Origin of the sequence: Comamonas avium, assembly GCF_014836675.1 — a bacterium.
In the GTDB taxonomy this organism is placed as follows: domain Bacteria; phylum Pseudomonadota; class Gammaproteobacteria; order Burkholderiales; family Burkholderiaceae_C; genus Comamonas; species Comamonas avium.
Map to the genome: position 1 here is coordinate 417,212 of NZ_JACSQK010000002.1, position 18,285 is coordinate 435,496.

General features: G+C 55.5%; 18 protein-coding genes and 5 tRNA genes. 16 read left to right on the top strand and 7 right to left on the bottom strand.

Going from position 1 to position 18,285, the window contains the following annotated elements:
* Positions 1 to 18: 18 nt before the first annotated feature.
* From atpG to H9646_RS04610, 4 genes are all read left to right on the top strand, one after another.
* Positions 19 to 888: a F0F1 ATP synthase subunit gamma gene (atpG, locus tag H9646_RS04595; protein WP_191722151.1), complete on the top strand. Its 870-nt coding sequence runs from the start codon at positions 19 to 21 to the stop codon at positions 886 to 888.
* Between the two features lie 34 nt (positions 889 to 922).
* Positions 923 to 2,332 carry a F0F1 ATP synthase subunit beta gene (gene atpD, locus H9646_RS04600; protein ID WP_191722152.1) on the top strand — a complete coding sequence of 470 codons (1,410 nt, stop codon included), beginning with the start codon at positions 923 to 925 and terminating at the stop codon, positions 2,330 to 2,332.
* A 76-nt stretch (positions 2,333 to 2,408) separates the two neighbouring features.
* On the top strand, positions 2,409 to 2,825 hold the full coding sequence (locus H9646_RS04605) for a F0F1 ATP synthase subunit epsilon (RefSeq protein ID WP_191722153.1): 417 nt from the start codon (positions 2,409 to 2,411) through the stop codon (positions 2,823 to 2,825).
* Between the two features lie 154 nt (positions 2,826 to 2,979).
* Positions 2,980 to 3,627: a DUF1294 domain-containing protein gene (locus tag H9646_RS04610; RefSeq protein WP_191722154.1), complete on the top strand. Its 648-nt coding sequence runs from the start codon at positions 2,980 to 2,982 to the stop codon at positions 3,625 to 3,627.
* Between the two features lie 90 nt (positions 3,628 to 3,717).
* Here H9646_RS04610 and H9646_RS04615 read toward each other — a convergent pair whose 3' ends face one another.
* Genes H9646_RS04615 through H9646_RS04625 form a run of 3 tightly spaced genes read right to left on the bottom strand, consistent with a single transcriptional unit; the run spans position 3,718 to position 5,802 of the window.
* Positions 3,718 to 4,263, bottom strand: coding sequence for a TPM domain-containing protein (locus H9646_RS04615; protein WP_191722155.1), 546 nt, complete (start codon positions 4,261 to 4,263; stop codon positions 3,718 to 3,720).
* 3 nt (positions 4,264 to 4,266) lie between these two features.
* A complete protein-coding gene (locus tag H9646_RS04620) occupies positions 4,267 to 5,169 on the bottom strand; it encodes a TPM domain-containing protein (protein WP_191722156.1) in 903 nt (300 codons plus the stop codon).
* A gap of 45 nt (positions 5,170 to 5,214) precedes the next feature.
* On the bottom strand, positions 5,215 to 5,802 hold the full coding sequence (locus H9646_RS04625; protein WP_191722157.1) for a LemA family protein: 588 nt from the start codon (positions 5,800 to 5,802) through the stop codon (positions 5,215 to 5,217).
* A gap of 146 nt (positions 5,803 to 5,948) precedes the next feature.
* Between H9646_RS04625 and H9646_RS04630 the strand changes: the two genes are divergently transcribed.
* Positions 5,949 to 6,485, top strand: coding sequence for a DUF2946 family protein (locus tag H9646_RS04630; RefSeq protein ID WP_191722158.1), 537 nt, complete (start codon positions 5,949 to 5,951; stop codon positions 6,483 to 6,485).
* A gap of 72 nt (positions 6,486 to 6,557) precedes the next feature.
* On the opposite strand, the gene H9646_RS04635 is transcribed toward H9646_RS04630, so the two are convergent.
* From H9646_RS04635 to H9646_RS04650, 4 genes are all read right to left on the bottom strand, one after another.
* The gene (locus tag H9646_RS04635) at positions 6,558 to 7,079 is read right to left on the bottom strand and encodes a c-type cytochrome (protein WP_191722159.1); all 522 of its coding nucleotides are present in this window, start codon (positions 7,077 to 7,079) and stop codon (positions 6,558 to 6,560) included.
* Positions 7,080 to 7,197: 118 nt separating this feature from the next.
* On the bottom strand, positions 7,198 to 8,613 hold the full coding sequence (locus H9646_RS04640; RefSeq protein ID WP_191722160.1) for an efflux transporter outer membrane subunit: 1,416 nt from the start codon (positions 8,611 to 8,613) through the stop codon (positions 7,198 to 7,200).
* On the bottom strand, positions 8,606 to 11,761 hold the full coding sequence (locus tag H9646_RS04645; protein WP_191722161.1) for an efflux RND transporter permease subunit: 3,156 nt from the start codon (positions 11,759 to 11,761) through the stop codon (positions 8,606 to 8,608). The genes H9646_RS04640 and H9646_RS04645 overlap by 8 nt, the downstream gene beginning before the upstream one ends.
* A gap of 16 nt (positions 11,762 to 11,777) precedes the next feature.
* Positions 11,778 to 13,034, bottom strand: a complete 1,257-nt coding sequence (locus H9646_RS04650) for an efflux RND transporter periplasmic adaptor subunit (RefSeq protein ID WP_191722162.1) — start codon at positions 13,032 to 13,034, stop codon at positions 11,778 to 11,780.
* Positions 13,035 to 13,222: 188 nt separating this feature from the next.
* On the opposite strand from H9646_RS04650, the gene H9646_RS04655 reads away from it, so the two are divergent.
* The 11 genes from H9646_RS04655 to rplA all read left to right on the top strand — a co-directional run bounded on the left by H9646_RS04655 (position 13,223) and on the right by rplA (position 18,057).
* Entirely contained in the window at positions 13,223 to 13,867 is a 645-nt protein-coding gene (locus tag H9646_RS04655; protein ID WP_191722163.1) for a TetR family transcriptional regulator, read from the top strand.
* Positions 13,868 to 13,948: 81 nt separating this feature from the next.
* Positions 13,949 to 14,024, top strand: a tRNA-Arg gene (locus H9646_RS04660).
* Between the two features lie 70 nt (positions 14,025 to 14,094).
* A tRNA-Tyr gene (locus tag H9646_RS04665) sits at positions 14,095 to 14,180 on the top strand.
* A gap of 57 nt (positions 14,181 to 14,237) precedes the next feature.
* A tRNA-Gly gene (locus H9646_RS04670) sits at positions 14,238 to 14,311 on the top strand.
* A 30-nt stretch (positions 14,312 to 14,341) separates the two neighbouring features.
* Positions 14,342 to 14,416 (top strand) — tRNA-Thr (locus H9646_RS04675).
* A gap of 75 nt (positions 14,417 to 14,491) precedes the next feature.
* A complete protein-coding gene (gene tuf, locus H9646_RS04680) occupies positions 14,492 to 15,682 on the top strand; it encodes an elongation factor Tu (protein ID WP_191722127.1) in 1,191 nt (396 codons plus the stop codon).
* A 13-nt stretch (positions 15,683 to 15,695) separates the two neighbouring features.
* Positions 15,696 to 15,771, top strand: a tRNA-Trp gene (locus H9646_RS04685).
* 88 nt (positions 15,772 to 15,859) lie between these two features.
* Positions 15,860 to 16,243, top strand: coding sequence for a preprotein translocase subunit SecE (gene secE, locus H9646_RS04690; RefSeq protein ID WP_191722164.1), 384 nt, complete (start codon positions 15,860 to 15,862; stop codon positions 16,241 to 16,243).
* Positions 16,243 to 16,833 (top strand): transcription termination/antitermination protein NusG, encoded by a 591-nt coding sequence (gene nusG / locus H9646_RS04695; RefSeq protein ID WP_191722165.1) that lies wholly within the window; start codon positions 16,243 to 16,245, stop codon positions 16,831 to 16,833. Before secE ends, nusG begins: the two co-directional genes overlap by 1 nt.
* A gap of 95 nt (positions 16,834 to 16,928) precedes the next feature.
* Positions 16,929 to 17,360: a 50S ribosomal protein L11 gene (gene rplK, locus H9646_RS04700; protein ID WP_191722166.1), complete on the top strand. Its 432-nt coding sequence runs from the start codon at positions 16,929 to 16,931 to the stop codon at positions 17,358 to 17,360.
* Position 17,361: 1 nt separating this feature from the next.
* A complete protein-coding gene (gene rplA, locus H9646_RS04705; protein ID WP_191722167.1) occupies positions 17,362 to 18,057 on the top strand; it encodes a 50S ribosomal protein L1 in 696 nt (231 codons plus the stop codon).
* Positions 18,058 to 18,285 lie beyond the last annotated feature (228 nt).

The following is an 18,285-nucleotide window of genomic DNA, read 5'->3' on the forward strand; positions in this document are numbered from 1 at the left end:
TCCGGACGAGGAGCCATCATGGCAGCAGGCAAGGAAATACGCGGCAAGATCAAATCGGTGGAAAACACCAAGAAGATCACTAAAGCCATGGAAATGGTAGCTGCATCCAAAATGCGCAAGGCGCAGGAACGGATGCTGGCTGCCCGTCCATACAGCGAAAAAGTCCGCAACATTGCAGCCCATCTTGGCGAAGCCAACCCTGAGTACGTGCATCCCTTCATGAATGTGAATGTGGATGCAAAGAAAGCCGGCGTCATTGTTGTGACGACCGACAAGGGGTTGTGCGGCGGCATGAACACGAACGTGTTGCGTGCCGTGACCACCAAGTTGCGTGAACTGCAGGATGCAGGCGTTTCCGCTGAGACAGTGGCCATTGGCAGCAAGGGACTGAGCTTCCTGAACCGTATTGGTGCCAAGGTGGTCTCTCAAGCCACAGCACTGGGCGATCAGCCTCACCTGGACAAGCTCGTTGGGCCTGTCAAGGTGCTGTTGGACCAATACGCTGAAGGTAAGTTGAACGCGGTGTATCTGAGCTACACCAAGTTCATCAACACCATGAAGCAAGAGTCGGTGGTGGAGCAATTGCTTCCATTGTCGAACGAGCAAATGCAAGCCGAGAAGACGGGTGCATCGTGGGAATACATCTACGAACCTGACGCACAGAGCGTGATCGACGATCTGCTGATTCGTTACGTAGAGTCCCTCGTGTACCAAGCTGTTGCGGAAAACATGGCGTCCGAGCAATCGGCGCGCATGGTGGCCATGAAGGCCGCGACCGACAACGCTGGCAGTGTCATTGGCGAGTTGAAGCTGGTCTACAACAAGACGCGTCAGGCTGCTATTACGACCGAGTTGTCGGAAATCGTGGCTGGCGCTGCCGCTGTGTAAACGGCTTTAACAGACAAACAGATTGGAGCAAAGAATGGCTCAAGTACAAGGCAAGATTGTTCAATGTATCGGCGCCGTGGTGGACGTGGAGTTCCCACGCAGCCAGATGCCCAAGGTGTATGACGCCCTGAAGCTGGAAGGCTCGGCTCTGACTCTGGAAGTACAACAGCAGCTGGGTGACGGCATTGTCCGTACCATTGCGCTGGGTACATCCGATGGTCTGAAGCGTGGCCTGATGGTGACCAATACGGGCTCTGCCATCACAGTGCCAGTGGGCAAGGCAACACTGGGCCGCATCATGGACGTGCTGGGTAACCCCATCGACGAACGTGGTCCTGTGGATCAGGCACAAACTGCCCAAATCCACCGCAAGGCTCCTGCATACGACGAACTGGCACCTTCACAGGAACTGCTGGAAACCGGCATCAAGGTGATCGACTTGATCTCTCCTTTCGCCAAGGGCGGTAAGGTGGGTCTGTTCGGTGGTGCCGGTGTGGGCAAGACCGTGAACATGATGGAATTGATCAACAACATCGCCAAGGGCCACGGTGGTCTGTCGGTGTTTGCTGGTGTGGGTGAGCGTACCCGCGAAGGCAACGACTTCTATCACGAAATGTCGGACGCCGGCGTGGTGAACCAAGAGTCGCTGAACGACTCCAAGGTTGCCATGGTTTACGGTCAGATGAACGAGCCACCAGGAAACCGTCTGCGCGTTGCGCTGACTGGCCTGACCATGGCTGAAGCGTTCCGTGACGAAGGCAAAGACGTGTTGTTCTTCGTGGACAACATCTACCGCTACACACTGGCCGGTACCGAAGTGTCCGCGCTGCTGGGTCGTATGCCTTCGGCTGTGGGCTACCAGCCTACGCTGGCCGAAGAAATGGGCCGTCTGCAAGAGCGTATTACATCGACCAAGGTCGGTTCGATCACTTCCATCCAGGCCGTTTACGTGCCTGCGGATGACTTGACCGATCCATCGCCTGCCACGACGTTTGCTCACTTGGATTCAACGGTTGTGCTGTCGCGTGACATCGCTTCGCTGGGTATCTACCCTGCGGTGGATCCTTTGGATTCCACCAGCCGCCAGCTGGACCCTCAAGTTGTGGGCGAAGAGCACTACAAGGTGGCCCGCGAAGTGCAGGGCACTTTGCAGCGCTACAAGGAACTGCGCGACATCATCGCGATTCTGGGCATGGACGAACTGGCTCCCGAAGACAAGCTGACTGTGGCTCGTGCTCGTAAGATCCAGCGTTTCCTGTCGCAGCCTTTCCACGTGGCCGAAGTGTTTACTGGCGCTCCTGGCAAGTACGTGTCTTTGGCCGAAACCATTCGTGGTTTCAAGATGATCTGCGCCGGTGAGTGCGACCATCTGCCCGAGCAGGCTTTCTACATGGTTGGTACCATCGACGAAGCCTTCGAAAAGGCCAAGAAGCTGGCTGCTTAATTGGCAAGGCAGACCGGGGCGAAATCCTCGGTTTGCTCTGTATTAAGCCCAGTCCCCCCTTTTCTGAGGAGCAAAGATGAAGACCATCCACGTTGATGTGGTAAGTGCCGAAGAGTCTATCTTCTCGGGTCCAGCGCGCTTTGTCGCTCTGCCTGGCGAAGCAGGCGAATTGGGCATTCTGCCCAAGCACACACCGCTGATTTCTCGCATCAAGCCCGGTTCTGTACGCATCGAATTGCCCGATGGTAGCGAAGAGTTCATCTTCGTGGCCGGTGGCATTTTGGAAGTGCAGCCCAATTGCGTTACGGTTCTGTCTGATACCGCCATCCGTGGCAAGGATCTGGACGAGCAAAAAGCAAAAGTGGCAAAGGCTGCTGCAGAAGAAGCCATGAAAAACGCAAAAAATGACGTTGATCTGGCCAAGGCTCACTCCGAGCTGACTGTGCTGGCAGCCCAAGCGGCAGCGCTGCGCAAGTACCGCGGCAAGCACTGATCGGTGTCCCGATAAAAAAAGCCACCTTTGGGTGGCTTTTTTTATGCCTGTTATCAAAATGAAAGCGCTTGGCGCTTGCCTATAAACAGTTTCAAATATAAATAGTATTGAAACTGTTGATGCATAAGCGCTGGCCACTCTCTTTTTAATTTTCATGCGCTATCTTGGTACTTTGGTGGAGTGGAATGACCAGCGCGGCTTTGGTTTTGTCCAGGCCGATGAGGGGGGAGAGCGTGTGTTTGTACACATCAGTGCTTTTCAGCCCAGACCTTCTGCACTGGCGCGGCCGCAGTGTGGCTGGCGTGTTGATTTTGCCGTCGGGGTGCAGAGTGGCAAAAAACGCGCGCAAAACGTTGTTTGGCGCAATGTAGAACGTGCAGCGGCGCCAAAGGCCCCTTCAAAAGGGGGGCGTTCACACGTTCATGCGGATAGCAGTTACTTGGCAATCTTGGCTTTTGTACTGATTTTTCTGTGTGTGGCCGCGGTGTGGGGCATGCATGCATGGGTGGCCTCGCTCTATGCAGTGCTCAGCCTGATCACCTTCTTTGCCTACTGGAAAGACAAAGCAGCGGCGCTGGCTGGCCGTTGGCGCACGCCGGAATCAACCTTGCATGCATTGGCTGTGCTGGGCGGCTGGCCGGGTGCCATCCTGGCGCAACAGTGGTTGCGTCACAAAAGCAGCAAGGCGCAATTTCAGCTGATTTTCTGGCTCACGGTGGTACTTAACGTGGCAGCCTTGGTGTGGCTGCATTCGCCATGGGGCCGTGAATGGTTGGCCTTATTGCACGCACAAGGGCGGTGAAAAGTTTTTTGCACCTTGCTGTGACGCACACAGTCACACAGTCTGAGGTAGTGAGCACACAGCCAGGCGAGGTGAAAAGGATTTGCCGACTTACCGATCTTTGCTAAACCGTCCTTGCACGACGGGGGCATCCGGTAAGCCGGGGTCACAAGAATCTGCGTGGCATGCCGCGTTGCGTGGAAAGTGTGCGATCAGCAGCGCAGAGACGCGTTCCAGCGCACGTTCCATGCCGTCTGCATAGGCGGCCTGCTGAAAAGCTCTTTGCATGTCTTGAAGCAGCGCATCCCAGGTGGCCTGAGGCACGGCGCGTGCGGCTGCGCGGTCAGCAATGATTTCAATGGCGTGGTCCGCAAGCAGCAGGTAAATCAGCACACCGTTGTTGTGCTCCGTATCCCATGTGCGCAATTTGCCAAACAGCCCGACAGCCCGCTCCCGGGCCGTGGCGTTGCGCCAGATGTAGCTGTAAGGTAGCCCGCCTTCCACACACAGACGGATTTGACCGGTATGTTGGGATTCACTCTGGGTGACTGCGTGCTCTAGGCGTCGCAGTACTTCGGGAGGAAATGCAGCTTTGACCTGGCCTTCTGTCCAGCGATGGCGCCACAGGCGAGCAATGCGTTGTATCAGTGATGCCATGTTCTACCAGCTCCCTGAGGCACCACCGCCTCCAAAACTACCACCCCCGCCGGAGCTGAAACCTCCGCCGCCAAAGCCCCCACCACCGCGCCCCCCGCCAAAGCCGCCGCCTCCTATGGAAGGGCCACCGCCACCACGTCCTCCGCCGCCCGAGCCATTCGCCAGCAAGGTGACCAGTAACGCGATGACGCCTGCTGCCCCGGCCAATATGAAGCTGGTGGTGAAGATAAATGCCAGAAAGCCAGCGCCGCCGCCCACAATGGCCGAGCCCATTTTTCTGCCAAAGATCCTGCGTATGACTGGCGCAATCACCATCACGGCAAAGAACAGAAAAATGGCCAGACCTTCAAGGTCTACGCTCTGCGATGTCTGGCTGGGCGTAGAGGATGTCGGTGGGGGTAATTGCTCACCGGCGATGCGAGCGGCCACTTGGTCGAGTGCCGCCAAAATGCCGCCAGCATAGTCGTTTTGGCGAAAGTGCGGCCCCATTTGCTGCTCAATGATGCGCGATGCAGCCAAGTCCGGAATGGCCCCCTCCAGCGCGCGCGCTACCTCCATGCGCATGCGCCTGTCATTCTTGGCAATGACGATCAGCAGCCCATCTCCCACGTCTTTGCGGCCAATTTTCCAGGTGCTGGCTACCCGGTGCGCATACGGTGCAATGTCCTCCGGAGAGGTGCTGGGCACTATCAGCACCACGACTTGCGAGCCAGATTTCTCTTCGATCTCGCGCAAGCGCAACTCAATGGCCGCGGCCTGTTCTGGGCTGAGCGTTTGGGTTTGATCGATCAGCCGCGCAGTGAGTGCTGGCACTGGTTGCAAGGCTTGTGCACTAGCGGAGTGCCACGGCACCAGCACTGCAAGAAGTAAAGCTGCCAGCGCGCGCCAGATATGCGCAAAAGCCATATGTGATCCTAAGTTGGAAGGCAGCCCGTTACAGGCTGCAGACCCTTATTTGGTGCCAAAGTCCACGGTGGGTGGGCGAGCAATTTCAGCTTCGTTTTGCACGGTGAAAGTGGGCTTGGCCTTGTAGCCAAACACCATGCCGGTCAGATTGGTGGGGAAGCTGCGCGCCAGTACGTTGTACTGCTGCACCGACTGGATGTAGGCGTTGCGTGCCACAGTAATGCGGTTTTCTGTGCCTTCCAGAGTTACGCGTAAATCACGGAATGCCTGGTTGGCTTGCAGTTGTGGGTACTGCTCAGCCACCACCATCAGGCGCGACAGCGCACCGGTCAGTTCGCCCTGGGCTTGCTGAAATTTTTCGAAGGCAGCGGGGTCATTGATCAGCTCGGGTGTCGCCTGGATGGAGGTGGCCTTGGAGCGTGCCTCAATCACCTTGGTGAGCGTTTCTTGTTCAAAATTAGCTTCGCCTTTGACAGAAGCGACGATGTTGGGGACCAAATCTGCACGGCGTTGGTACTGGTTAAGCACTTCACTCCACTTGGATTTGGTGTCCTCATCCAGGCGCTGAAAGTCGTTGTAGCCGCAGCCCGTCAAAGCGGTGGCAACCAGTAACAGTGCAAGCAAGCGTTTCATGGTGTGTCCCTTAGATGTGTGATGTGTTGGGGCGTATTGTGGCGGTCTCGAATAGCCGTAATTTGTAGGGCAACAGCGTGCAAAGCAGCGTGTGTTGCGGTTATCTTTAACTTCTGCATGATTACAGAGACAAAAGAATCGCCGTTATGGATGACATCGTAAAACAAGCGTTGACGAAATGGCCCAATGTGCCTGACTGCTGGGGTTGGTTGGGCCTGGATATGCGCGGCAACTGGTGGTTGCGCGATGCCCAAGCACAGGCCCAAGGAACATTTGCGCAGAGTAAGGGCGCGTTGTTAGAGCACGAGAAGCTGAAAGCCTTTATTGGACGCAATTACGAGGTGAATGCGCAGGGCCACTGGTTTTTTCAAAATGGCCCGCAGCGTGTGTACGTTGAGCTTGAAAATACGCCAATGGTGTGGCGCGTACATGCGGACGGCCACGTGGTGGCGCATACCAACCAACCTGCGCAGCAAGTGCAGCAGTGCTTGGTGGATGAAGTGGGGCACGTCTATTTGCTGTGCGATGGTGTACTGGGCATTGTGCACACGCAAGACATGGTGCACGTTGCGGATGCGCTGGAGTCGCAGCGATGGACTGCACAGGAGGTGCTGATGCGCAGCTTGCCTGAACGCTTTGGTTTTGTGCGCAGCCCGCAAGCACTGTCCACTGCTGCACCCTGAAAAAGAGGGTGCAGATTTGAAAAACAAAAAGGATCCGTGAGGATCCTTTTTTGAGCTGAGGCCGCAGGCTAATTACTTGGCCGCTTCGCCCTCTTTGGCTTCGGGCTGTGGTTCTGGGAAATTGCCGCCAGCGGAGTTGGCCATGAAAGCTACGCCGCGGGAAATTTCCAGGTCATTGAACTCACCACCACCTTGCGGGGACATTGCTCCCTTGCCCTTCAACGCAGAGTGAACCAGCGTCTCAAAGCCTTGGGCCAAGCGTGGGCCCCAGTCACCAGCTTCGCCAAATTTGGGCGCGCCTGAGACCCCAGTTGCGTGACAAGCAGCACACTGGACCTTGTACACCTCTTCACCAGCACGCAGTGGGCGGTCTGCATCACGAATTTCAATCGACCCCACTTTTTGGATGCGCTGGGCTTGCGCCAGCTCTTGCATGCCAACACCAGCGCCTGTTTTGGGGGCTGAGCCCACAAAGTTCACCAAGCCGATGATCAAAATCACGGGCAGGATAAAGGCAAGTGCAACCGTGATCAGCAGTTGTTTGGAGTTCTTGATCGGGCCTGTATGGGCTTCTTCGTGGTGCTTGTCGCTCATAGCGTCCTCTGGTTATCGGGGGCGGGAAAAACCAACGGAGAATTATATCGATGGGCTTTTTTGGACCCCTCGCCACAGTGACCGTTTAGCCGTCACTGTGGCGCAGAGTTGACGCACCTCAACGATTGTTGACTTCCTGCTTGCCAAGGCTGGCTTCTGACCAACCACCGCCCAAAGCCTTGTACAGGTTGATCTGATTGAGCAGTTGCGTCAGCCGGACTTGTACGTCGGCTTGCTCCAGCGCAAACAGCGAGCGCTGTGCATCCAGCAGGTCAAGGTAGCTGGCAACACCATTGCGATAACGCAGGTCAGACAGGTAAAAGCGTTTGCGCTCTGCCTCGGCCTGCGCCGTTTGGGCACGTGCTTGCTCTGCCAGCGTGGTGCGCCCTGCCAGAGCGTCAGACACTTCCTTGAAGCCTGTTTGAATCGACTTTTCGTACTGTGCCACCGCAATCTCGCGACCGGCTTTGGCCGATTCGAGATTGGCCGTCAGGCGTCCACCTGTAAAGATGGGCAGGTTGATAGAAGGGCCGATATTAAAGCCCCAGGTGCCGCTCTTGAACAGGTTGGACAGTTCATTGCTGACGCTGCCGTACTGTGCGGTCAGAGAAATACTCGGGAAGAACGCAGCACGTGCCGCGCCAATGTTGGCATTGGCTGCAATCAGTTGCTGCTCTGCAGCACGAATGTCGGGGCGGCGTGCCAGCAAATCCGAAGGCAAGCCGGCGGGAATGTCCGCCATGGGGGTTGTCTCAGCCAGCTTGGCACCCTGAATGCTGGTGAGCAACTGCGCAGGTATTTGCTGGCCGAGCAGCAAAGTCAGTGCGTTTTCGTCCAAGGCGCGCTGGCGTTGCTGTTGGGCGAAAGTAGCGCGAGCAGCTTCTGTCAAAGACTCCGCCTGGCGGTAATCCAGTTCAGACGAGAACCCCGCATCAAACCGCAGCTTGGCCAGTTTGATGGACTCTTCTCGCGTCACCAGGGTCCGGCGGGAAATGTCCAGCAGTTCCTCATCGGCAATCAAGGCCAGCCAGCCTTGGGCCACGCTGGTGACCAGCGTGAGTTCGTAAGCCTTGCGGCCTTCATCCGTGGCCAGGTATTGGGCCAAAGCGGCTTCTTTCAGGCTGCTGATGCGGCCAAAGAAGTCGAGTTCCCAGGCGGACACTGCCAGCCCTGCGGTGAAGGTATTGCCCAGCTCACCGGTGATCTGGCTGTTGCCACGGTTGGCGGACGCCACTCCTCCCACACTGGGAAATAGTGCAGAGCGTTGAATTTGGAACTGGGCGCGAGCCTGTTCTAAATTCAAGGTGGCAATGCGCATGTCTCGGTTGTTGGCCAGTGCCAGGTCAATGAGCTGCTGCAGGCGTGGGTCGGTGAAGTAGTCACGCCATGCCACAGCTGTGTTTTGCCCTTGCGCAGAGGCCTGAGGATAGGCCTCTGGAACAGGCGCAGTAGGGCGCTCGTAGGTCGGAATCAGCGAGCAGCCTGACAAGAGCGCTGCAACGGCTACCGCGATGAGTGAAAAGTGCTTAGGCATGGTGATCCACTCCTGCTGTGCCAGCGGGGGCGGTTGTAGTCGGTGGTGGGGTGGGCTTGCCCTTGAACAGGGTTCGAACCACTACAAAGAAGACAGGCACAAAGAGCACTGCAAGCACCGTGCCGGTGAACATGCCGCCCAGCACGCCAGTGCCGATGGCACGCTGGCTGGCTGAGCTGGCGCCTGTCGCAATGGCCAGTGGCACGACGCCCAGACCGAAGGCCAGCGAGGTCATGATGATGGGACGGAAGCGCAGATGGGCAGCTTCAAGCGCAGCTTCAATAATGCCTTTGCCTTCCGCTTGCAGATCTTTGGCAAATTCAATAATCAAAATCGCATTCTTGGCTGACAGGCCAATGACTGTAATCAGCCCCACCTGGAAGTAAACGTCATTGGCGTAGCCGCGCATCAACGTTGCCAGCAGCACACCGATTACGCCCAAAGGCACGACCAAGATGACCGCCAGTGGAATGGTCCAGCTTTCGTACAGTGCCGCCAAACACAGGAAGACAGCCAAGATGGCAAAGCTATACAAAATCAGCGATTGCGATCCTGCCTGCTTTTCCTCGTAGGACTGGCCCGTCCATTCGTAGCCAAAACCTTCTGGCAGCTGCGAAATGATGCGCTCGACTTCGGCCATGGCTTCACCCGTGCTGTAGCCTGGGGCTGGAGCGCCCGAGATCTTCATGGCTGGGTAGCCGTTGTAGCGAACCGTTTGCTGAGCCCCATTGACCCAGCTGACAGTTGCAAATGCAGACAGCGGCACAGGTTGACCCTGGTCATTGGATGCGGTGATCTTGAGCAGATCATCCGGTTGCATCCGTGAGGGGGCATCTGCTTGCACTACCACACGCTGCAGGCGGCCACGATTTGGAAAGTCGTTCACGTAGGCAGAGCCCATGGCGGTAGACAGTGTGGTGTTGATGCTGTCAAAACCGACGCCAAGCGCATTGGCTTTGTCACGGTCAATCTCCACGCGGATTTGCGGAGCATCTTCCAAACCGTCAGGTCGCACCTGCGCCAAGATAGGACTTTGTGCGGCCATGCCCAGGAACGTATTGCGTGCATTCACCAGTGCGTCGTGTCCCAGGCTGCCTCGGTCTTGCAGACGCACGCTAAAGCCCGAGGAGACTCCCAGTTCCGGTATCGGAGGAGGGCTGAGGGCAAAGATGAATGCGTCACGCACGTTCATCGTGGCGCCCATGATCCGGCCGGCTACGGCATCTGCATGCTGCTCGGGCTTGGTGCGCTCGTTCCAGTTTTTCAGCGTAATGAACGCAAGGGCCGCATTTTGACCCTGGCCGGAAAAACTAAAGCCTACGACGCCAACCATGCTGCTGACTTCAGGCTGTTTCAGCACAAAGTCTTCCACTTGTTTCATGACGTCTACCGTGCGTTCAGCGGTTGCGCCAGCAGGTAACTGAATGTTCACAATCACTGTGCCCTGATCTTCACCGGGCAGGAAGGACGTGGGCAAGCGGTTATAGATGAGCGCCACGGCACCAATGATGGCTACGTAGATGATGAGGTAGCGCGTAGCCTTGTTGAGCATACGGCCAACCAAGCTTTCATAGCGCTTGGCACCCTTGGAGAAGGTGCGGTTGAACCAGCCGAAGAAACCTTTGCCTTCAAGGTGATGGCCTGCCTCGACAGGTTTGAGCAAGGTGCCGCACAGTGCAGGTGTCAACGACAAGGCCATGAATGCCGAAAAGCCAATCGACGCGACCATGACCGTTGCAAACTGGCGGTAAATATTGCCGGTGGAACCCGCAAAGAACGCCAATGGCACGAAGACCGAAATCAGTACTACCGTCACACCCACAATGGCGCCAGAAATTTGGCCCATCGCCTTACGAGTCGCTTCCTTGGGAGGAAGGCCTTCCTCGCTCATGATGCGTTCCACGTTTTCCACCACCACGATGGCATCGTCCACCACAATGCCGATGACCAGCACCATGCCGAACATGGTCAGCACGTTGATCGAGAAACCCAGTGCGAGCAAGGTGGCAAAGGTGCCAAGCAGTGCCACAGGGACCACGATCGTCGGGATGATGGTGTAGCGCCAGTTTTGCAGGAACAAGAACATCACCAGGAACACCAGGCCCACCGCTTCCAGCAGGGTGTGCGCAACCTTGGTGATGGAGATGCTCACGAAGTTCGAGCTGTCGTAAGGGATGGAGTAACTCATGCCCTCAGGGAAAAACTTCGACAGCTCTTCCATCTTGGCTCGCACTGCGTTGGCCGCAGCCAAGGCATTGCCCGAAGGAGAAAGCTGCACGCCAATACCGGCTGCTGGCTGGCCATTCAAGCGCGCTGTTGTTGCGTAGCTCTGCCCTCCGATTTCAATGCGTGCGACATCTTTCAAGCGAACTGCAGCACCAGAGGTGTTCGCTCGCAAAATGATGTTGCCGAACTCTTCGGGGGTAGAGAGCTGGCCGCGCACAGTCACCGTGGCCGTAATGCCTTGGCCTGCAATGCCTGGGAGATCGCCAATGGCTCCTGAGGACACTTGCGCGTTCTGTGCGCGGATCGCAGCGATGACTTGTGCGCTGGAGAGTTTGAATCCTTCCAGCTTGGCTGGATCAATCCAGACGCGCATGGCTTGTTCGGAGCCGAACAATTGAACCTGTCCGATGCCTTCCAGACGCTGAATTTCAGGCACTACGTTGCGCGATGCGTAGTCTCCAATGCGTACAACGTCCCACTCGGGGTTCGAGGAAGACAGCATGGAGAACAGCAAGAAGTTGGAGGCGGACTTGTCCACCTTCACGCCTTGCTGTGTCACTGCCGCAGGCAGGCGAGGCGTGGCACGAGATAAGCGGTTCTGAACGTCCACTTGTGCCAGCTCAGGGTTGGTTCCCTGCTCAAAGCTGATCGTGACAGAGCCAGTACCGTTGGATTGAGCCACGGACTCCATGTACAACAGCCCTGTTGCACCGTTCATCTCGCGTTCAATCACCGACAGCACACTGTCTTCCAGTGTCTGTGCTGAGGCGCCTGGGTAGACGGCACTCACCACAATGGCAGGAGGGGCGACAGGAGGGTATTGCGCAATAGGCAACTGAGTGATGGCGACAGCGCCGACCACCATGATGAAAAGCGCGACCACCCAGGCAAAGATGGGGCGCTCAATAAAAAATTTAGCCATGTGACAAGGTCCTCAGTTACTTGGCGTCGGTGCCTTGTGCAGCCGCTGCAGGTGCTTCAACTGGTTTGGCAGCAGCATCAGCTGGTGTCCATGGAACTGCCTTTACGGGGGTTCCTGGTGGCAGCATTTGCAGTTTCTGGAAGCCATCCACCATGACTTGTTCTCCGGCTTCAAGCCCTTGCTGAATCACCCAGCGGTTGCCGCTGGCCATACTCACCTTTACGGGGCGAACGCTTACCTTGCCATCTGCCGAGACGACGCGCACTGTGTCGCCTTGCTCGGTGCGTGTCACGGCTTGCTGGGGTACGGTGATGGCGTTGGTGGCTTGTGCCTGTTCCATGCGAATGCGCACATACAAGCCTGGAAGCAGCAGGCCCTTTGGATTGGGGATTTCTGCGCGCAGTGTGACTTGCCCGGTGCTGGCGTCAACAGCCAAATCGCTAAATAGGAGTTTGCCGGGTGTGCCGTATTCGGAGCCGTCATCCAAAATGACATGCACTTCGGCAGCTTGCTGTCCAGCAGACTTCAGTTTCCCCTCAGCCATGGCTTTTCGCAGCTTGAAAGCATCAGTTGCAGACTGTGTGAAGTTGACATAAACAGGGTTGATTTGTTGAATCACGGCCAGGGGCGTTGCTTCACCTTGTCCAACCAGCGCGCCTTCAGTTACCAGTGCTTGACCAATGCGGCCTGCAATAGGTGCCGTGACGTTGGCATACCCCAGGTTGATGTCTGCGCTGCGAACCGTTGCTTTGGCAGCAGCGACTTCAGCCTGCGCTTGCTTTTGTGCAGACTCGGCGTTGACAAAATCTTGCTTGCTAATGGCGTTGGCCTCGACCAAGGGGCGAAAGCGCTCTAGCTGGGCAGTGGTCTGAACCAGATTGGCTTCTGCGCGGGCTAAGCTGGCGCGTGCATTTTGTGCACTGGCTTCGTAAGGTGCCGCATCGATGCGAAATAGCGGTTGACCGGCCTTGACGTCAGATCCCTCGGTAAACAGGCGTTTTTGCAAAATACCTGCACTCCGAGCGCGCACTTCGGCGACACGAGAGGCCTCAACACGGCCTGGCAGCTCTGTAATGAGACCTACTTCGCCGGGTGTCGCCGTCACTACGCCGACAGGTACTTGTGGTGCTCCTCCTCCTTGTCCCCCAGCTGGCGATGACGTGGTGTCATCTTTGCCGCAAGCGGTGAGGGCAAGGGCGCATGCCAAAGCAATCGGGGCAGGGCTGAAAAGGCGTGCCCACGCATTGGTATGACCGGAGCGGAAGAGGTTCATGATTGTCCTTAGAGGAATGGGCCTAAAGCTACACGCGCAGCAAGAACGCAAAGGTCAGTCAACTGCTTGCGTTCATTTGAAAGATGGATATACATACAATAATGAATGTATATCGGTGATTAATTGTAGCCGTGCTCCGGCAATTGATGCGTAGGCCTTGATTGGGAGTACATGCGAAAGGGGCAGAAATGGCGCGGCGAACAAAAGAGGATGCGGAAGCAACCCGCAATAGGCTGCTGGATGCTGCGCAGGAAGTATTTCATGTAAAGGGTGTAAGGGGTGCGTCTTTGCTTGATGTGGCGCAGGCGGCTTCCTTGACACGAGGCGCCATCTACTGGCACTTCAAGGACAAGGCGGACTTGTTTGACGCCATGATGCAGCGGGTTACATCGCCATTCGAACAAGCATGCTTTCCTGAGCAGGGCGGATCTGGCAGCCAAGCTTCTGCTCTGCAGGGGATTTTAGATGTCCTGCGTATGGTGCTGCATTCTGTGAATACAGACGCTGCGATACGCAGTGTGTTTGAGATCGCACTCTACAAGGTGGAGTGCGTTGGTGAAATGTTCGCTGTGCGAGAACGGCGGATGATGGGCGTCATGCGGTTCAACTCAAGGCTTGAAGGTGCGCTCATGTTGGCTGCTGAACAAGCACGGGTTGAGCTGCCAGTTTCGGCAGCCAGCGCTGCTATAGGTCTGCATGCAGTATTTGACGGAGTTTTGCATGCGTGGCTGCTTCACGATGCCAGGCCTTTTGATCTTGAGACGGAGGGGATGGCTGCGGTTTCTGTATATCTCAAGGGCTTGGGTCTGGGTGCTGCAAAAGAAATTGCGTGAATCTTTCTAAACTGGCGATATGTAAGGGTTAGAATCAGGGCTGCAGATTTTTTGGTAGTTCGCGTGCAGCGGGCGTCGTTAGCGGCTGTAGCTCAGTGGATAGAGTATTGGCCTCCGAAGCCAAGGGTCGTGGGTTCGATCCCCGCCAGCCGCACCAAGACTTAACTTGAAAAAATATCTAAAAATATTTTCGAGAGCAAAAAGTTTGCTACAATAGAAATCTCTACGGAGGGGTGCCCGAGTGGCTAAAGGGGGCAGACTGTAAATCTGTTGGCTTACGCCTACACTGGTTCGAATCCAGTCCCCTCCACCATCTTTGATGGATAGAGATAAGTAAGCATCGCAAGGCGGTGTGCGCAAGCAAAAGTTTGCGGGAGTAGTTCAATGGTAGAACCCTAGCCTTCCAAGCTAATGACGCGGGTTCGATTCCCGTCTCCCGCTCCAAGATTCGTGAGTTTGCATATGCAAACTTATGCCCATGTGGCTCAGTGGTAGAGCACTCCCTTGGTAAGGGAGAGGTCGGCAGTTCAATCCTGCCCATGGGCACCAATTTACGTGGTGCTTCTGTGTCAGATGGTTGCGCCGAAACCTCGTTAGCATTTGGTTTTTTTCGGAGTCGAAAAAATGGCAAAAGAAAAGTTCGAGCGCACCAAGCCCCACGTGAACGTGGGTACTATTGGCCACGTTGACCACGGTAAGACTACCCTGACAGCTGCTATCGCTACTGTGCTGTCCAAGCACTTCGGCGGCGAAGCTCGTGACTACTCGCAGATCGACAACGCACCCGAAGAAAAGGCTCGTGGTATCACGATCAACACTTCGCACGTTGAGTACGAAACTGCAACCCGTCACTACGCTCACGTTGACTGCCCAGGCCACGCTGACTATGTGAAGAACATGATCACTGGTGCTGCTCAGATGGACGGCGCTATCTTGGTTTGCTCCGCTGCTGACGGCCCTATGCCCCAGACACGCGAGCACATCCTGCTGGCTCGCCAGGTTGGCGTTCCTTACATCATCGTGTTCCTGAACAAGTGCGACATGGTGGACGACGAAGAGCTGCTGGAGCTGGTCGAAATGGAAGTGCGCGAGCTCTTGGACAAGTATGACTTCCCAGGTGACGACACTCCAATCATCCGCGGTTCGGCTAAGCTGGCCCTGGAAGGTGACCAGTCCGACAAGGGTGAGCCTGCTATCTTGAAGCTGGCTGAAGCTCTGGATACCTACATCCCAACACCTGAGCGTGCTGTGGACGGTGCCTTTGCAATGCCTGTGGAAGACGTGTTCTCGATCTCCGGTCGCGGTACCGTGGTGACAGGCCGTATCGAGCGCGGCATCATCAAGGTCGGCGAAGAAATCGAAATCGTCGGTATCAAGGACACTGTCAAGACCATCTGCACTGGCGTGGAAATGTTCCGCAAGCTGCTGGATCAAGGTCAAGCTGGTGACAACGTGGGCCTGCTGCTGCGCGGCACAAAGCGTGAAGACGTGGAACGCGGCCAAGTGCTGTGCAAGCCCGGCTCCATCAAGCCCCACACACAGTTCACTTCCGAAGTGTATGTGTTGTCCAAGGACGAAGGCGGTCGCCACACTCCTTTCTTCAACAACTACCGTCCTCAGTTCTACTTCCGTACAACTGACGTGACAGGCTCCATCGAGCTGCCAGAAGGCAAGGAAATGGTTATGCCTGGCGATAACGTGTCGATCACTGTGAAGCTGATTGCTCCTATCGCTATGGAAGAAGGTCTGCGCTTCGCTATCCGCGAAGGTGGCCGTACTGTTGGTGCCGGCGTTGTTGCCAAGATCATTGCTTAATTAGTTCGGGTTTAGGGGTATAGCTCAATTGGCAGAGCGTCGGTCTCCAAAACCGAAGGTTGTAGGTTCGATTCCTACTGCCCCTGCCACCATGTAGTGGTAACGCTAAGCCCGCCAGTAAATGGCGGGCTTAAGTGTCTTGTGCTCCAGCATAGTTGGAGTGAGAAAAAGTGAGATATGGCCACATCGCAAGTAGAAACAGTTCGCACAGGTGCCGATAAGATCAAGTTGGTTGGTGCATTGCTTTTGGTGGTTGCTGCAGTAGCCGGGTTTTATTTGCTATCAAAGCAAGGATCTTTTGCTCAATGGGGTGCGCTGACGGTGGGGCTGATTGCTGCCGCCGCGACATTCTTGGTTTCTGAGCAAGGCAAGCAATTGCTGGCCTTTGGTAAAGATTCTTGGAAAGAAGTCAAAAAAGTAGTGTGGCCAACTCGCAAGGAAAGCTTGCAGATGACCCTCTACGTTTTTGCGTTTGTAGTGGTCATGGCACTGTTTTTGTGGCTGACAGATAAAACGCTTGAATGGGCTCTTTATGATCTCATTTTGGGCTGGAGAAGCTAATGACTGATTCGATCGAACCTGTGTCGGGTGAGGCCGGTGCGTCTGCTCCTGTCAATCCTGATCTGCGTTGGTATATCGTGCATGCCTATTCGGGCATGGAAAAGGCGGTAGAGCGCAATATTACTGAGCGCATCAATCGCGCAGGTATGCAAGATAAGTTTGGTCGTATTTTGGTTCCCACCGAAGAAGTGGTGGAAATGAAAAATGGCCAGCGCAAGACAACGGAGCGACGCCTATTTCCTGGCTACGTCTTTGTCGAAATGGTCATGGAAGATGACACTTGGCACCTGGTCAAGCATACGAGCAAGGTTACTGGGTTTGTGGGCGGTGCAAAAAATCGCCCAGCACCGATCTCTGAAGCTGAAGTTCAGAAGATTGTGAGCCAGATGCAAGAGGGCTCCGAAAAGCCTCGCCACAAGATTGAGTTTATGGTTGGTGAGTTTGTTCGCGTGAAGGAAGGTCCTTTCACGGACTTTAACGGTAGCGTTGAAGAAGTGAACTACGAGAAAAGCCGGTTGCGAGTTTCTGTAGCTATCTTTGGCCGCTCTACGCCGGTTGAGTTGGAATTCTCTCAAGTCGAAAAAACTTGAGATACGTTTTTAGTCCCGCGTATTGAAACAAAGGGGCTGTAATCACGGGGAGCTGCACTTTGCTGTGTAGCGTTACTACCCGTTAGGAGCTAAAAATGGCGAAAAAAATCGTCGGCTTCATCAAGCTGCAAGTGCCAGCTGGTAAGGCCAACCCATCCCCTCCAATCGGTCCTGCGCTGGGTCAGCGCGGCCTGAATATCATGGAGTTCTGCAAGGCATTCAATGCGCAGACTCAAGGTGTTGAGCCAGGTCTGCCTTTGCCAGTGGTGATCACTGCTTTTGCTGACAAGAGCTTTACATTCGTTATCAAGACGCCTCCAGCAACTGTGCTGATCAAGAAGGCAATCAAGTTGGATAAGGGTTCTTCGAATCCTTTGAAGGCTAAGGTTGGCAAGATCACCCGCGCTCAGCTGGAAGAGATCGCTAACACCAAGATGAAGGACATGAACGCTGCTAACGTTGACGCTGCTGTGCGTACGCTGGCTGGTTCTGCTCGTTCGATGGGTGTGATCGTGGAGGGTTTGTAAAATGGCCAAGTTGACCAAGAAGCAAAAAGCCCTGCAGGGCAAGGTGGACTCCACCAAGCTGTACGCATTCCCTGAAGCTGTGGCTTTGGTGAAGGAAGCCGCTACTGCCAAGTTCGATGAATCCATCGACGTGGCTGTTCAGTTGGGCGTTGATGCCAAGAAGTCGGACCAAGTGGTGCGCGGCGCTGTTGTGCTGCCTCACGGTACTGGTAAGACGACTCGCGTTGCTGTGTTCGCTCAAGGTGCTAAGGCTGAAGAGGCCAAGGCCGCTGGCGCAGACATCGTTGGTATGGATGATTTGGCTGCGATGGTTAAGGCTGGCGACATGCCTTTCGACATCGTGATCGCTGCTCCAGATGCTATGCGCATCGTGGGTCAGTTGGGTCAAATCTTGGGCCCACGCGGTCTGATGCCTAACCCTAAGGTTGGCACTGTGACTCCTGACGTTGCTACGGCTGTGAAGAACGCCAAGGCAGGTCAAGTGCAGTATCGCGTTGACAAGGCCGGTATCATTCATTCGACCATTGGCCGTCGTTCGTTTGACAACGATAAGCTGCAAGCCAACTTGGCTGCGCTGATTGATGCTCTGAACAAGTCGAAGCCAGCAACTAGCAAGGGTCTGTACCTGCGCAAGGTGGCTGTATCCTCCACCATGGGTGTGGGTGTTCGCGTTGAGACACAATCCATCGCAGCTTAATTGCTAAAATCTTTAGCTCGCCAGAAATGGCGGGCTAATGTGGTGGGCTGAATGCGTTGCTTGGCAGCGTCTTCAGGTCATCCAAGACCGCTGGTGTGGCTTGCCACTTAATACTTCCAGCGCAGATGGCGATCCCGCTGCAGATGGATAAATGTCCTTCTAACAGTTGGTCGCTGCAATAAGAGCGCACACAAAGGGAATTCTCTGCGTGTGCATTTTAAGGAGTAG

Coding starts and splice junctions, on each gene's coding strand:
- atpD (WP_191722152.1), top strand. CDS start 923: ATGGCTCAAGTACAAGGCAAGATTGTTCAATGTATCGGCGCCGTGGTG.
- H9646_RS04645 (WP_191722161.1), bottom strand. CDS start 11,761: ATGGCTAAATTTTTTATTGAGCGCCCCATCTTTGCCTGGGTGGTCGCG.
- H9646_RS04650 (WP_191722162.1), bottom strand. CDS start 13,034: ATGAACCTCTTCCGCTCCGGTCATACCAATGCGTGGGCACGCCTTTTC.
- H9646_RS04655 (WP_191722163.1), top strand. CDS start 13,223: ATGGCGCGGCGAACAAAAGAGGATGCGGAAGCAACCCGCAATAGGCTG.
- rplK (WP_191722166.1), top strand. CDS start 16,929: ATGGCGAAAAAAATCGTCGGCTTCATCAAGCTGCAAGTGCCAGCTGGT.
- tuf (WP_191722127.1), top strand. CDS start 14,492: ATGGCAAAAGAAAAGTTCGAGCGCACCAAGCCCCACGTGAACGTGGGT.
- secE (WP_191722164.1), top strand. CDS start 15,860: ATGGCCACATCGCAAGTAGAAACAGTTCGCACAGGTGCCGATAAGATC.
- H9646_RS04640 (WP_191722160.1), bottom strand. CDS start 8,613: ATGCCTAAGCACTTTTCACTCATCGCGGTAGCCGTTGCAGCGCTCTTG.
- atpG (WP_191722151.1), top strand. CDS start 19: ATGGCAGCAGGCAAGGAAATACGCGGCAAGATCAAATCGGTGGAAAAC.
- H9646_RS04620 (WP_191722156.1), bottom strand. CDS start 5,169: ATGGCTTTTGCGCATATCTGGCGCGCGCTGGCAGCTTTACTTCTTGCA.
- H9646_RS04635 (WP_191722159.1), bottom strand. CDS start 7,079: ATGAGCGACAAGCACCACGAAGAAGCCCATACAGGCCCGATCAAGAAC.
- H9646_RS04615 (WP_191722155.1), bottom strand. CDS start 4,263: ATGGCATCACTGATACAACGCATTGCTCGCCTGTGGCGCCATCGCTGG.
- nusG (WP_191722165.1), top strand. CDS start 16,243: ATGACTGATTCGATCGAACCTGTGTCGGGTGAGGCCGGTGCGTCTGCT.
- H9646_RS04605 (WP_191722153.1), top strand. CDS start 2,409: ATGAAGACCATCCACGTTGATGTGGTAAGTGCCGAAGAGTCTATCTTC.
- H9646_RS04625 (WP_191722157.1), bottom strand. CDS start 5,802: ATGAAACGCTTGCTTGCACTGTTACTGGTTGCCACCGCTTTGACGGGC.
- H9646_RS04630 (WP_191722158.1), top strand. CDS start 5,949: ATGGATGACATCGTAAAACAAGCGTTGACGAAATGGCCCAATGTGCCT.
- H9646_RS04610 (WP_191722154.1), top strand. CDS start 2,980: ATGCGCTATCTTGGTACTTTGGTGGAGTGGAATGACCAGCGCGGCTTT.
- rplA (WP_191722167.1), top strand. CDS start 17,362: ATGGCCAAGTTGACCAAGAAGCAAAAAGCCCTGCAGGGCAAGGTGGAC.